The organism is Nocardia sp. NPDC058640 (assembly GCF_042716995.1).
Classification (GTDB): domain Bacteria; phylum Actinomycetota; class Actinomycetes; order Mycobacteriales; family Mycobacteriaceae; genus Nocardia.
Map to the genome: position 1 here is coordinate 1 of NZ_JBHXRG010000046.1, position 16651 is coordinate 16651.

At 67.3% G+C, this 16651-nt stretch carries 15 protein-coding genes; 10 read left to right on the forward strand and 5 right to left on the reverse strand.

The annotated features are described in order from the left end of the window. Positions 1-150 precede the first annotated feature (150 nt). The gene (gene nucS / locus ACFWU5_RS27625) at positions 151-894 is read left to right on the forward strand and encodes an endonuclease NucS (RefSeq protein ID WP_379269774.1); all 744 of its coding nucleotides are present in this window, start codon (positions 151-153) and stop codon (positions 892-894) included. An 11-nt stretch (positions 895-905) separates the two neighbouring features. After that, complete coding sequence (locus tag ACFWU5_RS27630) at positions 906-1196, forward strand: ATP/GTP-binding protein (RefSeq protein ID WP_379269776.1); 291 nt, start codon at positions 906-908, stop codon at positions 1194-1196. Positions 1197-1289: 93 nt separating this feature from the next. Here the strand turns inward: ACFWU5_RS27630 and ACFWU5_RS27635 are convergent, their stop codons facing one another. Then, positions 1290-2288 (reverse strand): hypothetical protein, encoded by a 999-nt coding sequence (locus ACFWU5_RS27635; RefSeq protein WP_379247573.1) that lies wholly within the window; start codon positions 2286-2288, stop codon positions 1290-1292. A gap of 86 nt (positions 2289-2374) precedes the next feature. Then, entirely contained in the window at positions 2375-2836 is a 462-nt protein-coding gene (mce, locus tag ACFWU5_RS27640) for a methylmalonyl-CoA epimerase (RefSeq protein WP_379269777.1), read from the reverse strand. A 131-nt stretch (positions 2837-2967) separates the two neighbouring features. On the opposite strand from mce, the gene ACFWU5_RS27645 reads away from it, so the two are divergent. The 3 genes from ACFWU5_RS27645 (at position 2968) to ACFWU5_RS27655 (ending at position 5586) form a co-directional block, all read left to right on the forward strand. After that, a complete protein-coding gene (locus ACFWU5_RS27645) occupies positions 2968-4152 on the forward strand; it encodes an acetyl-CoA C-acetyltransferase (protein WP_379269779.1) in 1185 nt (394 codons plus the stop codon). 93 nt (positions 4153-4245) lie between these two features. Then, positions 4246-4656: a DUF3817 domain-containing protein gene (locus tag ACFWU5_RS27650; RefSeq protein WP_379247579.1), complete on the forward strand. Its 411-nt coding sequence runs from the start codon at positions 4246-4248 to the stop codon at positions 4654-4656. A gap of 60 nt (positions 4657-4716) precedes the next feature. After that, a complete protein-coding gene (locus ACFWU5_RS27655; protein WP_379269813.1) occupies positions 4717-5586 on the forward strand; it encodes a tetratricopeptide repeat protein in 870 nt (289 codons plus the stop codon). A gap of 62 nt (positions 5587-5648) precedes the next feature. Here the strand turns inward: ACFWU5_RS27655 and glgB are convergent, their stop codons facing one another. Together glgB and ACFWU5_RS27665 are read right to left on the reverse strand one after the other, a co-directional pair. After that, entirely contained in the window at positions 5649-7805 is a 2157-nt protein-coding gene (gene glgB / locus ACFWU5_RS27660) for a 1,4-alpha-glucan branching protein GlgB (RefSeq protein ID WP_379269781.1), read from the reverse strand. Next, positions 7805-9805, reverse strand: a complete 2001-nt coding sequence (locus tag ACFWU5_RS27665) for a maltotransferase domain-containing protein (protein ID WP_379269815.1) — start codon at positions 9803-9805, stop codon at positions 7805-7807. Before ACFWU5_RS27665 ends, glgB begins: the two co-directional genes overlap by 1 nt. A gap of 190 nt (positions 9806-9995) precedes the next feature. Between ACFWU5_RS27665 and glgP the strand changes: the two genes are divergently transcribed. The 5 genes from glgP to ACFWU5_RS27690 all read left to right on the forward strand — a co-directional run bounded on the left by glgP (position 9996) and on the right by ACFWU5_RS27690 (position 16255). After that, a complete protein-coding gene (glgP, locus tag ACFWU5_RS27670; RefSeq protein WP_379269783.1) occupies positions 9996-12566 on the forward strand; it encodes an alpha-glucan family phosphorylase in 2571 nt (856 codons plus the stop codon). 110 nt (positions 12567-12676) lie between these two features. Beyond that, the gene (locus ACFWU5_RS27675) at positions 12677-14038 is read left to right on the forward strand and encodes an NCS2 family permease (RefSeq protein WP_379247587.1); all 1362 of its coding nucleotides are present in this window, start codon (positions 12677-12679) and stop codon (positions 14036-14038) included. 64 nt (positions 14039-14102) lie between these two features. Beyond that, positions 14103-14516, forward strand: coding sequence for a hypothetical protein (locus ACFWU5_RS27680; RefSeq protein WP_379269785.1), 414 nt, complete (start codon positions 14103-14105; stop codon positions 14514-14516). A 183-nt stretch (positions 14517-14699) separates the two neighbouring features. Next, positions 14700-15254 carry a DoxX family protein gene (locus tag ACFWU5_RS27685; RefSeq protein WP_379269786.1) on the forward strand — a complete coding sequence of 185 codons (555 nt, stop codon included), beginning with the start codon at positions 14700-14702 and terminating at the stop codon, positions 15252-15254. 191 nt (positions 15255-15445) lie between these two features. After that, positions 15446-16255 (forward strand): hypothetical protein, encoded by an 810-nt coding sequence (locus ACFWU5_RS27690; RefSeq protein ID WP_379269788.1) that lies wholly within the window; start codon positions 15446-15448, stop codon positions 16253-16255. Between the two features lie 34 nt (positions 16256-16289). On the opposite strand, the gene ACFWU5_RS27695 is transcribed toward ACFWU5_RS27690, so the two are convergent. Next, on the reverse strand, positions 16290-16651 hold a 362-nt coding region (locus ACFWU5_RS27695; RefSeq protein WP_379269790.1), incomplete at its 5' end, for a tetratricopeptide repeat protein.

Genomic DNA, 16651 nt, shown 5'->3' on the forward strand with positions numbered 1-16651 from the left:
ACCCGGAAGCTAAGGCCACCTGCGCCGATGGTACTGCACTCGACAGGGTGTGGGAGAGTAGGACACTGCCGGAACATCATTGCGAAAGGCCCCCAACCATTGGTTGGGGGCCTTTTTGCGTTCCCACCACGGTCGCCTACAGTGCTTTGGGTGCGCCTTGTCATTGCTCGTTGCCAGGTCGATTATGTCGGCCGACTGACCGCCCACCTTCCGATGGCTCGTCGGCTGTTGCTGATCAAGGCCGACGGTTCGGTGCTCGTGCACTCCGACGGTGGCTCGTACAAGCCCCTGAACTGGATGAGCCCGCCGTGCTGGCTGGTGGAGCAGGAAGTGCCCGACGCCGCGCCCGCGGAGCTGCCCGACGGTGTCACACCGTTGCGCGAGGGGCAGGTGCCGGAGCCGGTGACCGCGAAGGCGCTGTGGGTGGTGACCAACAAGGCCGGCGAGGAACTGCGCATCACCATCGAGGACATCGAGCACGATTCCTCGTATGACCTCGGTGTCGACCCCGGCCTGATCAAGGACGGCGTCGAAGCGCATCTGCAGGAACTGCTGGCCGAGCACGTGACGAAGCTCGGGGAGGGGTACACCCTGGTGCGGCGCGAGTTCATGACCGCGATCGGCCCGGTGGACCTGCTGTGCCGCGATGCCGACGGCGCCACGGTGGCCGTGGAGATCAAGCGTCGCGGTGACATCGACGGTGTCGAGCAGCTCACCCGCTACCTCGAACTGCTCAACCGTGATCCGCTGCTCGCGCCGGTGTCCGGGGTGTTCGCGGCGCAGCTGATCAGGCCGCAGGCGAAGACGCTGGCGGAGTACCGTGGAATCCGCTGCCTCACGCTCGATTACGACGAGCTGCGTGGCACGGAGAGCAACGTTTTCCGCCTGTTCTAGGAGACAGTGGGATGCCGCGACGTAAACCACGCACGGGACGCCCCGCGGGGCCCGCGCCCCTCGGTGATGTCTACGGCCGCACCGAGGACGGTCCCGGCGACGAAACCTATATCGTGCGAACGGTTCCCGGTGCCCGCGCGGTGAAGACCTATCGGTGTCCCGGTTGCGATCACGAGATCGCGGTCGGTGTCGCGCATGTCGTTGCGTGGGCGGTAGACGGTGGCGAGGACGACCGCAGGCACTGGCATCAGGGCTGCTGGAACGGCAGGCGCACCCGGGGTATCACCCGCCGCTGGTCTTGACCAAAGACAGACGAAAACCGAAGGCCGCCTCGATGATTCGAGGCGGCCTTCGGTTCTTTCGTGGTGAATGTCGTAACGAGTCCGACAGGCGTACTAGTTGACGTCGGCGCTCTCGCGGTCCTCGTCGACGATGTCCTCGTCGGCGACTTCCTGGATGGCCTTGTTCTGGCGCGAGCCCGACACGGACTTGTTGTTGCCGTTGTTGCTGATCGACTTGCGCTCCGGGGTGCCGTCGAGCAGTTCGCTCTCCCGGTTGACCGCGGCGAGCATGGCGGGCACCGAGTCGAGCTGACCGCGGATACCGAGCAGCTGGGCCAGCACGCGGCCGCGCAGCACGCGCATCTCCTCGGCCAGTTCCTTGGCGTGCGCGATCTTGCGCTCGGAGGTCTGGGTGGCGGAGCTGATCAGGCGGTTGGACTCGTCGGTCGCGTCCTTGATCCGCTGGGCGGCCTCGGCGCGACTGGTGGCCTCGAGCTCCTCCATGGCACGGGTCAGCTTGGTGCGCCGATCGTTCATGGTGGCCTCGAAGTCCTGCTGGGTGGCCTTGCGCTTGGCTTCGGCCTCCTTGCCCAGACGTTCGACATCGGCCTGGGCGGCTTCGATGATCTTGGCGGACTCGGTGCGCGCGTTGGCGAGGGTCTGCTCGAACTCGATCTCGAGCGCCTCGCGCTTCTCCTTGGTCTCCGCGAGCAGCGACTCGTACTTGCCACGCATCTCGGTGGCCTGCTGCTCGGCGATCGACACCATCTCGGCGGCCTCGGCCTGCGCAAGCGCGCGAACCTCGGACGCTTCGTCCGAGGCCAGGCGCAACATGCGCGAGATGCGGTCGGACATGCCTTCGGCGGTGGTCGGCGGCACGGAAAGCCGGTCGACCTCCTTGCGGAGCTCGTCGATCTCGTCACGCGCGTCTTCCAGCTGGCTGGCGAGATTGCGGGCCTGCGCGGCGGCAGCGTCCCGGTCGGTGGCGGTGACGCGAAGCTCCGCGTCGAAGCGGTCGAAGTAGTTGCGCACCTCGTCTTGCGCATAACCCTTGCGCACAACGGTGAAGGGCAGTGCAACGAAGCGATTGCGATCGGACTCAGGTGACGACATGGCACACAAAATACAGCCTCGAGCCAGGCTATGGAGACTCGACCGTGAATGTGATCTCGCCGAGATGAACCGACCGTACCGGCGTACTAGTGCGTAACATCCGGGTTCGGCTCCACGAGCTCGACCAGCACACCGCCAGCATCCTTCGGATGGATGAAATTGATGCGGGAATCCGCGGTTCCGTGACGGGGTGCTTCGTACAGCAAACGCACGCCACGCCCGCGCAGGAAGTCCGAGACCGCCTCGATATCGGTGACCCGGTAGGCCAGCTGCTGCAGTCCGGGGCCGCTGCGGTCGATGAACTTGGCGATGGTGGACTCCGGCGACAGCGGGGCCAGCAACTGCAGAGCGGCCGCGCGGTCGGCGGCGGCGGGGCACGACAGCATGGCCTCGATGACGCCCTGGGCCTCGTTGACCTCGCGGTGGGTCTCGACCATGCCCAGGTTGTCGGTGTACCAGGCCACGGCGACGTCGAGGTCGGGCACGGCGATGCCGACGTGGTCGATGGCGATGACGTAATCGGCGGGGATGAAGTTCTCGTTGGTCACCCTGTCAAGCTAGCGCGGACCTGCGTGCCGGGCGCGAGCCGATACCGGTTACCGTGGAGGGCAACTCCTGAACGCGTGTGGCGGTGCCGTCTGCGTCCGGCGAGGTTCGACTCAATGAATGCGAGGCTTTCGTGACCACTTCTGTCATCGTGTCCGGTGCGCGTACCCCGGTCGGTCGGCTGCTCGGCGGCCTCAAGGGCTTCAAGGCCTCGGATCTCGCCGGTGTGGCCATCAAGGCCGCGCTGGAAAAGGGTGGCGTCGCCCCCGAACAGGTCGACTACGTGATCCTGGGTCAGGTGCTGCAGGCCGGTGCCGGGCAGCTGCCCGCGCGTCAGGCCGCCATCGCCGGTGGCATCCCGATGGATGTGCCGTCGATCCTGATCAACAAGGTGTGCCTGTCGGGCATCAACGCGATCGCGTTGGCCGATCAGCTGATTCGCGCCGGTGAGCACGAGATCATCGTGGCCGGTGGCATGGAATCCATGAGCCAGACCCCGCACCTGCTGCCCAAGAGCCGCGAGGGCTTCAAGTACGGCGACACCACGCTGGTCGACCACATGGCCTACGACGGCCTGCACGACGTGATCACCGACCAGGCGATGGGCCTGCTGACCGAGGACCGCAACGACCTGGACAAGGTCAGCCGCGAGGAGCAGGACGCGCTGGCCGCGGCCTCGCACCAGCGCGCTGCCGCCGCGTGGAAGAACGGGCTGTTCGAAGACGAGGTCGTGCCGGTCGCCGTGCCGCAGCGCAAGGGTGACCCGGTTTACGTGACCGAGGACGAGGGCATTCGCGCCGACACCACGACCGAGTCGCTGGGCAAGCTGCGTCCGGCCTTCCGCAAGGACGGCACGGTCACCGCCGGCACCGCGTCGCAGATTTCCGACGGTGCGGCCGCGGTGGTCGTGATGAGCAAGGCCAAGGCCGAAGAGCTGGGGCTGGAGTGGATCGCTGAGATCGGCGCTTCGGGTCAGGTCGCCGGGCCGGATTCGACCCTGCAGGACCAGCCGGCCAACGCCATTCTCGCCGCGTGCGCGAAGGAGGGCATTACGCCCGCCGATCTGGACCTGATCGAGATCAACGAGGCGTTCGCGGCCGTGGGTGTGGCTTCGACGCGCAAGCTCGGGTATGACCCGGAGAAGGTCAATGTCAACGGTGGGGCGATCGCTATCGGACATCCGCTGGGGATGTCGGGGGCGCGGATTCTGCTGCATCTGGCGCTGGAGTTGAAGCGTCGCGGTGGTGGGGTCGGTGCTGCGGCGCTGTGTGGTGGTGGTGGTCAGGGTGACGCGCTGATCATTCGCGTGCCTGCCTGATTCTGTTCGACCGACGGCCCCGGTGTTCTCGCGAATGCCGGGGCCGTCATTGTGAGCCATCCAACTACGTTGTGTCGTAGGTCATGCTGCACAATGGCTGTTATGGGTGAATTCTTCGATGTCAGGACGCCGGCGAAGCGGTTTCGACTGTTCGCGATCGCCGAGGCGATCTCGTGGATCGGACTGCTGATCGGGATGGCGTTCAAATGGATTCCGTTCTTCCTGGACAAGCTGGGCGTGCTGACCGATCCGCAATGGGTTGTCGGCGTCAAGATCTTCGGGCCGGTGCACGGCACGATTTTCGTCGGCTATCTGATCGTGACGCTGGTTGTGTCGCGGGAGCTGGAGTGGACGCGGCGCACGCTGCTGCTCGCGCTGGGCGCCAGCGTTCCGCCGCTGGCCACGGTGTGGTTCGAGCGCTGGGCCGAGCGCACCGGGCAGCTGGGTGAGCTCAGTGTCGACGCGGGCAAGGGCGCCGCGGCTGCTTCCTCGAACGCTTCGTGACAAACTGAAACCGTGACTCGACCCGCTGCCCGTCGTCCTTCGCCCGTCGCTGCCGCCGCCATGTCCGGTGCGGTGGATCTGTCCGCGCTGAAGCAGCCGCCCGCCGCACCCGGTGGGCCTGCGGCTGCCGCTGCCTCGGGGAACCACACAGTCACCGAGGCGGATTTCGAAGCCAAGGTGATCCGGCGGTCGACGCAGGTGCCCGTGGTGGTCGCGCTGTACTCGCAGCGTAGCCAGGGCAGCGTCGACCTGGTTCGCACGCTGGAACGGTTCAATGTCGAGGACCGTGGTGCGTGGGATCTGGCCGTGATCGAGGCCGAGCCGAATATGAACATCGTCCAGGCGCTGCGGGTGCAGGGCATTCCGACGGTGATCGCGGTGGCGGCCGGGCAGCCGTTGGCCGATTTCGAAGGCGCGCAGCCGGATCCGCAGGTGCGGCAGTGGCTGGACGCGGTGATGGACGCGACCGCGGGCAAGCTCGAGGGTGATCCGGGCGCGGCCGCCGCCGAACCCGAACCCGAGGACCCGCGGTTCGTCGACGCGGAGGACAAGCTGTCCGAAGGTGACTTCGCCGGGGCCGAGGCGGCCTACGAGGCGATCATCGCCGAGGAGCCGGGCAACGAGGAAGCCAAGGCGGCGCTGCGGCAGCTGCGGTTCCTGACCAGGGCGCAGCAGCTGGATCCGGCCGTGGTGGCCGCCGCGGATGCCGATCCGTCGAATCTGGACGCGGCACTGGACGCGGCCGATGTCGAGATGTTCGAGCAGCGTGCGGAGGCGGCGTTCGATCGGATCATCGCGATCGTCAAGCGCACCGCGGGCGACGACCGGACGAAGGCTCGCACGCGGTTGCTCGAGCTGTTCGAGCTGTTCGACCCGGCGGAGCCGTTCGTGATCGCGGCTCGTCGCAAGCTCGCTGCCGCGCTGTACTGATCCGTGCTTCGAAGCCGCCCCGGATGACCATCGCCCGGGCGGCTTCGTCGTACCTGTGGGCGTCAGGGTTTCGAGGACAACCAGAGAGCGCTGTGGGGTGCCAGCGTGACGGTGGCCGAGGCGGGGTGGCCGTGGCTGGGGGTGTCGTCGGCGGTGACGGCGCCGAGGTTGCCGATGCCGGAACCCGCGTATTCGGCGGCGTCGGTGTTGAGGATCTCGTGCCAGGAACCGGTGTGCGGCAAGCCGATTCGGTAGTTCTCGCGGGTGGAGCCGGAGAAGTTGAACACGCACGCCACCGCGGTGCCGTCGCTGCCCCAGCGCAGGAACGCGAAGACATTGGCGGCACTGTCGTCGGCTTCGATCCAGGAGTGGCCGCCGGGGGTGGTGTCCTGGGCCCACAGGGCAGGGTGGGCGCGGTAGGTGCGGTTCAGATCCGCGACCATCGTGGAAATGCCTTGGTGCAGTGGGTTTTCCAGTTCCTGCCAGTCCAGGCCGCGATCGTTGTCCCATTCGCGGAACTGACCGAATTCCTGGCCCATGAACAGCAGTTTCTTGCCGGGGTGCGACCACATGTAGGCCAGCAGGGCGCGTACACCGCCGGCCTTGGCGAAGTCGTCGCCGGGCATCCGCGTCCACAGGGTGCCTTTGCCGTGCACGACCTCGTCGTGGCTGATCGGCAGCACGTAGGCCTCGCTCCACGCGTAGACCAGCGAGAACGTCATCTCGTTGTGGTGCCAGCTGCGGTGGATCGGGTCGCGGCCCAGGTAACCCAGGGTGTCGTGCATCCAGCCCATGTTCCACTTCATGGTGAAACCCAGGCCGCCGACGTCGGTGCCGCGGGTGACGCCGGGCCAGGTGGTGGACTCCTCGGCGATGGTCAGCACGCCGGGGTGGGCGCCGTGCACGGTGTCGTTGAGTTCCTGCAGGAAGTCGACGGCTTCCAGGTTCTCGCGCCCGCCGTAGATATTGGGTTCCCAGCCGCCGTCGGGGCGGGAGTAGTCCAGGTACAGCATCGACGCGACGGCGTCCACGCGCAGGCCGTCGATGTGGAATTCCTCGATCCAGAACGAGGCGTTTGCGACAAGGAAGTTGCGGACTTCGTTGCGACCGAAGTCGAAAACATAAGTGCCCCAGTCCAATTGCTCGCCGCGGCGCGGGTCGGGGTGTTCGTAGAGCGGGGTGCCGTCGAAACGGGCCAGCGCCCATTCGTCGCGCGGGAAGTGGGCGGGGACCCAGTCCAGCAGCACGCCGATGCCGGCGTTGTGCAGGTGGTCGACGAAGTAGCGGAAGTCGTCGGGACTGCCGAAACGGGAGGTCGGGGCGTAGTAGGAGGTGACCTGGTAGCCCCACGAACCGCCGAACGGGTGCTCGGCCACGGGCAGCAGCTCCACATGCGTGAATCCGGTCGCGAGGATGTAATCGGCCAGCTGGTGGGCCAATTCGCGGTAGTCCAGACCCGGTCGCCAGGAGGCCAGGTGGATTTCGTAGGCGCTGAGGGGGGAGCTGGTGGCCTCGGTGTTCGCGCGGCGGTCCAGCCAGGCGCTGTCGGTCCAGACGTGGTCGGCGCGCGTGACCACCGACGCGGTCGCGGGCGGGATCTCGGTCGAAAAGGCCAGGGGGTCAGCGTGATCGATGACGCGGCCGTCGGCGCCGTGGATCCGGTACTTGTAGCGGGTGCCCGGCCCGACGCCGGGGACGAAGACCTCCCACACCCCGGAACTGCCCAGTGCGCGCATCGGGGCCGAGGTGCCGCTCCAACTGTCGAAATCGCCGAAGACGGTGACACCGCGCGCATTTGGTGCCCAGACCGCGAAAGAGGTGCCGTCGACGTCGCCGTCGAGGGTGGTGTAGTGCAGGGGGTGTGCGCCCAGTACTTCCCACAGGCGCGTGTGGCGGCCCTCGCCGATGAGGTGCAGGTCGAACTCGCCGACTGTGGGCAGGAAGTGGTAGCCGTCGGCGCTGACCACGGTCTGGCCGCCGGGGTACTCGGTGCGGATGCGGTAGTCGTCGATCCGCGGATAGGGCAGCACCGACTCGAAGATGCCGTGGCCCAACGACTTCAGACGATGTTCGGTCCCGCCGACGAGCACGGTCACGGTGTCGGCGTGCGGGCGCAGGACACTGACCGCGGTGCCGTCGGCGTGCGCGTGAGCGCCCAGCACGGTGTGCGGGTCGGGGTGGGTGCCCGCGGCCAGCAGCAGCAGATCGCGACGTTTCATCAGAATGTCTCGCGGTAGGCCAGCGGTGCGCGGGCGGCGGCGGGCACGGTCGGCAGCGACAGGATGTGCGCGACCGCGCGGGTGGGGTCAAGGCGCACGAAATTGTGTTGGCCCCAGTGGTATTCCTCGCCGCTGACCTCGTCGAAGACGGTCAGGTGGTCGTGCCACTGGTGACCGATCGCGGGCATGTCCAGCGAAATGTGGCCCTGCTCAGCGGAATACGGGTTCAGGTTGATGACCACCAGCACCGCGTCGCCGGTGGCGGGATCGACCTTGGAGTACGCGATCAGCGCGTCGTTGTCGACGTGGTGGAAGTGGATGCACCGCAACTGTTGCAGCGCAGGGTGATTGCGGCGCACCTCGTTGAGGCGGGTCAGCCACGGCTCCAATGATTCGCCGCGTTCCAGAGCCCCGGCGAAATCGCGGGGGCGCAGTTCGTACTTCTCCGAGTCGAGGTATTCCTCGCTACCCTCGCGCACGGCCTCGTGCTCGAACAGCTCGAAACCGGAGTAGACACCCCAGGTGGGGGACAGGGTGGCCGCCAGGGCCGCGCGGATGGCGAACATGCCGGGGCCGCCGTACTGCAGGCTTTCGTGCAGGATATCGGGGGTGTTCACGAACAGATTGGGCCTGGCCTCGTCGGCCTTGGCGGCGATCTCGTAGCCGAACTCGGTGAGCTCCCACTTGTGCACGCGCCAGGTGAAGTACGTGTACGACTGGCTGAATCCGCGACGGGCCAGACCGTACAGGCGGGCGGGGCGGGTGAAGGCCTCGGACAGGAACATCACGTCGGGGTCGGTGCGCCGCAGTTGCGCGATCAACCACTCCCAGAAATCGGCGGGCTTGGTGTGCGGGTTGTCCACGCGGAAGATGGTGACGCCCAACGAGATCCAGTGCCGAACCACGCGCAGGATCTCGGCGTAGAGACCGTCGGGGTCGTTGTCGAAGTTGACCGGATAGATGTCCTGATACTTCTTCGGCGGGTTCTCGGCGAAGGCGATGGTGCCGTCGGGCAGGGTGGTGAACCACTCCGGGTGGGCGGCGACCCAGGGATGGTCGGGCGCGCACTGCAAGGCCAGGTCGATGGCGACGTCGAGACCCAGAGCTGTTGCCTGCGAAACGAATTCGACGAAATCCTGTTCGGTGCCCAGCAGCGGGTTGATCGCGTCGTGGCCGCCGTCCGCCGAGCCGATCGCCCACGGGGAACCGACATCGCCGGGCTCGGTGGTGAGAGTGTTGTTGCGGCCCTTGCGATTCACCTCGCCGACCGGGTGGATCGGGGGCAGGTAGACCACGTCGAAGCCCATGCCCGCGATGCGCGGCAGCTCGCGCGCGGCGGTAGCGAAGGTGCCGTGGACGGGGTTGCCGTCGGCGTCGCGGCCGCCGGTGGAGCGGGGGAAGAACTCGTACCAGGAGCCGACCAGGGCGCGGCGGCGCTCGACCAGCACCGAGAACTGGGGGCCGCGGGTGACCATCTCGCGCAGCGGGGTGGCGCGCAGGATGTCGGCGACCTCCTCGGAGAACGCCCCGGCCACCCGCGCCGGGAGCTGCTCGTCGCTGCGCAGGGCGGTGGCGGCGGCGCGCAGGCGTTCGAACTGCTTCTTCGGCACGGCCTGGGCGGCACGGTCGAACAGAATCGCGCCGGTCTCGAGATCGTTGGCCAGGTCGGCGGCGGTTTGGCCCACCGACAGCTTCGCCTCGACCGCGGAACGCCAGGTCGCGATCGGATCGCTCCAGCCTTCGACACGGTAGGTCCACAGGCCCGTGGTGTCGGGGGTGAACACGGCGTTGAACACGTCGGGCTGGTAGTCGGGGGACATCCGAATACGGGTGGTGCGGGAAGAGCCGGGGGCGCGCACCGCAAGCGTCGCAGCTACCGCGTCGTGGCCTTCGCGCCAGACGACGGCGCGTACGGGAAATACCTCGCCGACTGCGGCTTTGGCCGGGCGGCCGCCGGGGATGGACGGGGCAATGTCATCGATGGCTATCCGGCCGGTCACGTAGTCAACGTACTGCATTTCGCCCAGCCAGGAAGGCAGCGTGATCCGAGTGCCGCAACCCACTGATCACGCAAGACGGGGGTAACTGCCCAGCCCCTCGGCGCAAACGCGAGTTCGACTGCCGACAGTCGGGCCACCGGACGGCCCGCTGAAGTCCCGGGGAGGCCGAACAGCCGGTACGGTTCCAGGGGTGAAGGCACTTCGTCGGTTCACTGTCCGCGCTCATCTGCCGGAGCGGCTCGCCGCGCTGGGGGAGTTGTCCACCAACCTGCGCTGGTCCTGGCACGGGCCGACCCAGGATCTGTTCGCCGACCTGGATCCGCGGCTGTGGCGCGAGGTCGGGCAGGACCCGGTGCGGATGCTGGGCGAGGTGCCCGCGCAGCGGCTCGATGAGCTCGCGGCCGATCCCGAATACCTCGCGCGCGTCGATGCGGCCGCCGCCGGCCTGCAGGACTACCTCACGCGTCCGCGCTGGTTCCAGGAGCAGTCGGGCACCGAGGTCGCGGGGATCGCGTACTTCTCGATGGAGTTCGGTGTCACCGAGGTGCTGCCGAACTACTCCGGTGGCCTGGGCATTCTCGCCGGCGACCACCTCAAGGCCGCCTCGGATCTGGGTCTGCCGTTGATCGGTGTCGGGCTGCTGTACCGCTCCGGCTACTTCCGGCAGTCGCTGTCCGCGGACGGCTGGCAGATGGAGCACTATCCGGCGCTGGACCCGCAGGGTCTGCCGTTGCGGCTGCTCACCAGCGACGGTTCGCCGGTGCTCATCCACGTCGGGATGCCCGAAGGGCGCGTCCTGCGCGCCAGGGTGTGGATCGCGCAGGTGGGCCGAATTCCGTTGCTGCTGTTGGATTCCGACATCGCCGAGAACGATCCCGAGCTGCGCGCCGTCACCGACCGGCTCTACGGCGGCGACCAGGATCATCGGATCAAGCAGGAGATCCTGGCCGGGATCGGCGGTGTGCGTGCGGTGCGCGCCTACACCCGCGCCAACGGGCTGCCCGACCCCGACGTCTTCCACATGAACGAGGGGCACGCCGGGTTCCTCGGCGTGGAGCGCATTCGCGAATTCATCGCGGGCGGACTGGATTTCGACACCGCGCTGGCCGCCGTGCGCGCGGGCACCGTGTTCACCACACACACGCCCGTGCCCGCCGGCATCGACCGGTTCCCGATGCCGTTGGTGCGCAGGTACTTCGGTGGATCGCACGGTGAAGCCGAATCCGCTTTGCTGCCGGGGCTTTCCGTGGATCGCGTGCTCGCATTCGGTCGGGAAGGTGACCCGTCGGTGTTCAATATGGCGCACATGGGTTTGCGAATGGCCCAGCGCGCCAACGGTGTATCGAAACTGCACGGCGAAGTCAGCCGGGACATGTTCGCGGGGCTGTGGCCGGGGTTCGACGCCTCGGAGGTGCCGATCGGTTCGGTCACCAACGGTGTGCACGCGCCCACCTGGGCCGCGCGCGAATGGATCGACAAGGCACGCGAACTGGTCGGGCCGGAGCTGGTCGAGGAGGCGCGGGGCTGGGAGAAGCTCAGCGATGTCGACCTGGGACAGCTGTGGTCCACGCGAAACACGTTGCGCGGCATCCTGATCGAGGAAGTGCGGCGCAGGCTGCGCGATTCCTGGCGGCAGCGCGGTGCCGCCGACGCCGAATTGGGATGGATCGACGACGTCTTCGATCCGAACGTGCTCACCATCGGCTTCGCCCGCCGCGTGCCCACCTACAAACGGCTCACGCTCATGCTGCGCGACCCCGAACGCCTGCGCGCGATGCTGCTGGACCCCGAACGCCCGGTGCAGCTGGTGGTCGCGGGCAAGAGTCACCCCGCCGACGACGGCGGCAAGGCGCTGATCCAGCAGGTCGTGCGGTTCGCCGACGACCCGCAGGTGCGGCATCGCATCGTGTTCCTGCCCGACTACGACATGTCGATGGCCCGCTACCTGTACTGGGGTTGCGATGTGTGGCTGAACAATCCGCTGCGCCCGCTCGAGGCCTGCGGCACGTCGGGGATGAAGTCCGCGCTCAACGGCGGGCTGAACCTGTCGATTCGCGACGGCTGGTGGGACGAGATGTTCGACGGCGAGAACGGCTGGGCCATCCCCACCGCCGACGGCATCCGCGACGACACCCGCCGCGACGACCTCGAGGCCAACGCACTGTACGAACTGGTCGAACGCACCGTGGCACCCCGCTTCTACGACCGCGACGCCGACGACGTGCCGGTGCGCTGGACCGAGATGGTGCGCCACACCCTGCAGACCACCAGCCCGAAGGTGCTGGCCTCGCGCATGGTGCGCGACTACGCGCAGCAGTACTACGGACCCGCGGCCGCGGCGTTCGGTCGCGCCGCCGCCGACGATTTCGCCGGCGCCGCGCAGGTCGCGCAATATCGCAAGCGCATCGACGCCGCCTGGCCGTCGGTGCGGATCGCGCAGGTCGACAGTTCCGGGCTGCCCGATACCCCGGTGATCGGCGCCGAACTGTCGCTGCACGCCCGCGTGGATCTGGGCGGCCTCGCGCCGTCGGACGTGGTGGTGCAGGCGGTGTTGGGCCGAGTCTCGCCCACCGACGACCTGTCCGACACGACCACTTTCGAGATGTCGCACACAGGCACCGACCACGGCCTCGAGCTGTATTCGATCCAGGCGCCGGTGCCGCTTTCCGGCGCTGTCGGCTACACGGTGCGGGTCCTGCCGCACAACGCGCTGCTGGCCTCCGACGCCGAACTGGGCTTGGTGGCCGTCGCGGGCGCGTAACGGTACCCGGTGACACGAGTGCCGGGTTATTCGATTGAGTGAACTTTCCGCTACCGTTCCGGGGCAATCTTTGTTTTGAGCCTTCTTTTGAGAACCCGGACTGGAGAGTCATGGCCAGCGATGTACTGACCCGCGCCCGAGGGCGCATCGACGGATATTTCGGTGTCTCGTCGAGTGGGTCAACCTTCAAGCGCGAGGCGATGGCGGGGACGGTCACGTTCCTGGCGATGTCCTACGTGCTCGCGGTGAACCCGTCGATCCTCGGTGACGAGGGCGCCCTCGGCGACAAGGGCATCCCCATGCAGGCGGTTTTCACCGCCACCGCCGTCGCCGCGATCTTCGGCACCCTGGTCATGGGCATCTGGGCGAAGTACCCGATCGCGCTGGCGCCGGGCATGGGCCTGAACGCGTTCTTCGCGTACACCGTGGTGTTGAGCATGGGTATTCCGTGGCAGGTGGCGCTGTCGGGCACGCTGCTGTCGGGCATCATCTTCTTCATTCTGGCGATCACGAAAGTCCGGGAACGCATTCTCAACGCGATCCCGCTGCAGTTGAAGTTCGCGGTCGGCGCGGGCATCGGTCTGTTCGTGGCGTTCCTGGGGTTGAAGAACGCGGGCATCGTGGTCAACAGCGAAGCGACGTTGGTCACGCTGGGCGACTTCCACAAGGGCACCACACTGCTGGCGCTGTTCGGTCTGATCGTGACCGTGATCTTCCTGGTGATCGGCTGGCACGGCGCGGTGCTCTACGGCATCGTCGCGACCACCATCCTGGGCATGGTCACGGGCCTGGTCGGCCTGCCCGACGGCATCGCGGAAATGCCGAAGGGCCTGGATCAGACCTTCGGCCAGGCGATCATCCACCTGCCCGACGCCTTCACCGGACAGATGATCGTGGTCGTGCTGACCATGCTGTTCGTGGACTTCTTCGATGCCTCCGGCACGCTGATCGGCGTCGCGAACCAGGCCGGTCTGCTGAACAAGGACGGCACGCTGCCCCGCGCCGCCAGCGCCATGGCCGCGGACTCGGTCGGCACGACCGCGGGCGCGATCATCGGTACCTCCACCACCACCGCCTATGTCGAATCGACCGCCGGTGTGTCAGCGGGTGGTCGAACCGGACTCACGGCGGTGACCACGGCGGGCTGGTTCCTGATCGCGATGTTCTGCTATCCGATCTTCGCGGTGGTCGCCGGATCCGCCGAGATCACCTCGTCCGCGCTGATCGTGGTGGGCGTGCTGATGGCGCGTTCGCTGGGTGACATCGACTGGCGGCACCTCGAGTACTCGGTGCCCGCGTTCATCACCGTGATCATGATGCCGCTGACCTACTCGATCGCCAACGGCCTGGCCATGGGCATGATCTTCTACCCCATCGTGATGGTGGCCAAGGGTCGGTACAAGGAAGTGCACCCGGCCATGTGGGCGCTGATGGTGCTGTTCCTGGCGTACTTCTTCTTCCTCGTCGAGTAGGTGTTCTCGACAGAGGTATGCCTATACTGAGCCTAGGCTTGCCTAACTTGAAGGAGATCTACCCATGAAGCGTTCGCTTTTCGCCGCGTCGATGGCCGTTGCCGCCCTCTTCGCACCGGTCACCGCCGCCGTCGTCGCCACCGCGCCCGCCGCGATCGCCGCCCCGGCCACCCCGTCGGCCGGTGAGCTGTACGGCAAGCTGCAGGCCGCGATGAACGGTTCGGCTGCCGAGCTCGAGTCCGGCGATGCCAGCGGCCTGGCGGTCGTGAACCAGACCGTCAACCGGATCCCCGGTTACAGCTGGGACGTGTCGGGCCCGGTCACCGTGGACGGCGACACGCTGTCGGCCACGCTGAACAGCCGACTGGGTGACTACACCTTCCCGATCCCGGTGACCTGGGTGAACGTCGACGAGACCTGGAAGCTGTCGCAGGAGTCGGAGAGCACGCTGGTCGGCTACGCCACCATGGCTTGGTGATCTGAAGTTTTTCTCGAACAGGGCCGTCCCGGTGGGGCGGCCCTTTTCGTTTGCCTGTGACAGGGGTCACGGAATTGTGGGGAGCGGCGTGAAATAGTTGCCGCGGACCCGAGGTTGTGTTCGGAGAATGCAATCGGACTGCGGTCCGGTTGTGGCGACGTGCTGAATCGAGACGAGGACACGATGACCGACACCGCTACCCGCATCACCGCTACCGCCACCACCATCGACGACCAGACCACCGCCACCGGCATCGGCCTGCTGGTGCTGCGCATCGGCTTCGGCGGACTCATGGCCGCCTACGGAGCCCAGAAACTGTTCGGCTGGTTCAACGGACCGGGCTGGCGCGCCAACGCCGACGGCTTCACCGCCATGGGCTACAACCCCGGCGAACTGTTCGGCACGCTGGCCGGGCTCAGCGAACTGGTCGGCGGGCTGCTGCTGGTGTTCGGGCTGTTCACGCCGTTGGCCGCGGCGATCGTGCTCGGGACGATGATCAACGCGATCAACGCGCTGTGGAGTGGTGGGCTGTTCCCCGCCGATCCGTCGGTGATGGGGTTCTCCACGCCGCTGCTGTTCGCGCTGGTCGCGGTGACGGTGGCGTTCACCGGGGCGGGGCGGTTCTCGCTGGATGCCGGGCGGCCGTGGGAGCGCAATGGCCTGAAGTGGGGTGTCGGTGCGGTGGTGCTGGCCGTGGTCGCCGGTGTGGTGACGTTGATTTTCAAGGCTGTGCTCTGAGGTAGTTCTTCTGCGGCGGTGCGGTGACCGGATTCGGTTGCCGCACCGCCTTTTTCGTGCGGCCAGGTGGGGATTGGTCACTGGTTGGACGGGTGGAGTGTGCGTAGCTGTCGGTGGCAGCGATTACGCTCGTGGCGGCGCAGGCTCGCGGTGGCGCCGGCATTGTCCGCGCATGGAAGAGGAGAGCTGCGATGAAGGCGTACGACCTGGGTTTCGGGGACTCGGCGGACAAACTGGCCGAGACACCCGGCGGTGAACCGCTCACGCTCGACGCACCGGTGCACGCCGGCTGGGTGGGCAGCGCCGGACCCGCCATCGACCCCGCCCTGTGGCCGCGCGGACCCGTCACCGGGCTGCCGATGATGCACGCGTTCACGCTGCGCCTGCCCGCCGACTACCAGCGCCGCGGCCCCGGCTTCCCCGCGATCGCGTTCTTCCAGGGTGAAGGCCAGTTCGCCGGTAGCGACGCGGTCGAAGCCGGCGCGTCCTCGGACGACCCGCTGGCCCGCGACCTGGCAGGCGCCCGCCCGCACCCGAAACTGCAGGTGCTCAACGACGAGATCGGCGGCACCTTCGCCCTGATCTGGCTCACCGAGAAAGAATTCGCCGACGGCCCGGTTGCCCCACCGGCCGACGTCCGCGCCCCCGGTTCCCCCGCCGCAAGCGACGAAGGCTGCAACGCCTGGGACAACGTCGAACCCACCACCGGCATCTGGCTCGCCGAACGCACCGCCGACCCCAACGTCGGCATCCCACCCGTCGAATACGAGCCCGACACCAAATACCAGGACCCGCTCACCGAAGATTCCGGCTGGATCCCCTGGGCCGAACCTCTTTTCGGCCGCTCCCACCTCGGCGGCACCGCGTTCCCCGTCCAAGCCCTGCCCGAAGGCCTGACCCCGTACTACCTGGAAATCGAAGAGATCGCCGGCATGAACTTCGGCGGCGGCAACGCCCAACTCGACCTGGAGTCGGGAATCTTCGACTGGTCCTGCGGGTAATCGGTCGCGGGGCTGACACTGTGCGGGGGCGGCGTCATTCGAGCTCCCGTACTGCACCTTCACATAGGTCTGCCCAGTATGTGAGGCCGTGTTCTCGATAGATCGCGCCTGCCTCGACATATGCCGTCGTTGCCACGTCGTTCCGCCCTTGCTTGGCCGCCATTCGCGCTCTGCCGAGAAAGACATTTGCGGTGCCGAGTCGGTGGCCGAGTTCGCGGTAGAGGGTGAGGGCTTGGTCGTAGCGGGTGGTGGCGGTGCTGTAGTCGCCGCGCATGCGGGCGGTGTCGGCTTGACCGTTGATGGTCTGTGCGGTGCCGAGTCGGTCGCCGAGTTCGCGGTAGAGGGTGAGGGCTTGGTCGTAGCGGGTGGTGGCGGTGCTGTAGTCGCTGCGCATGA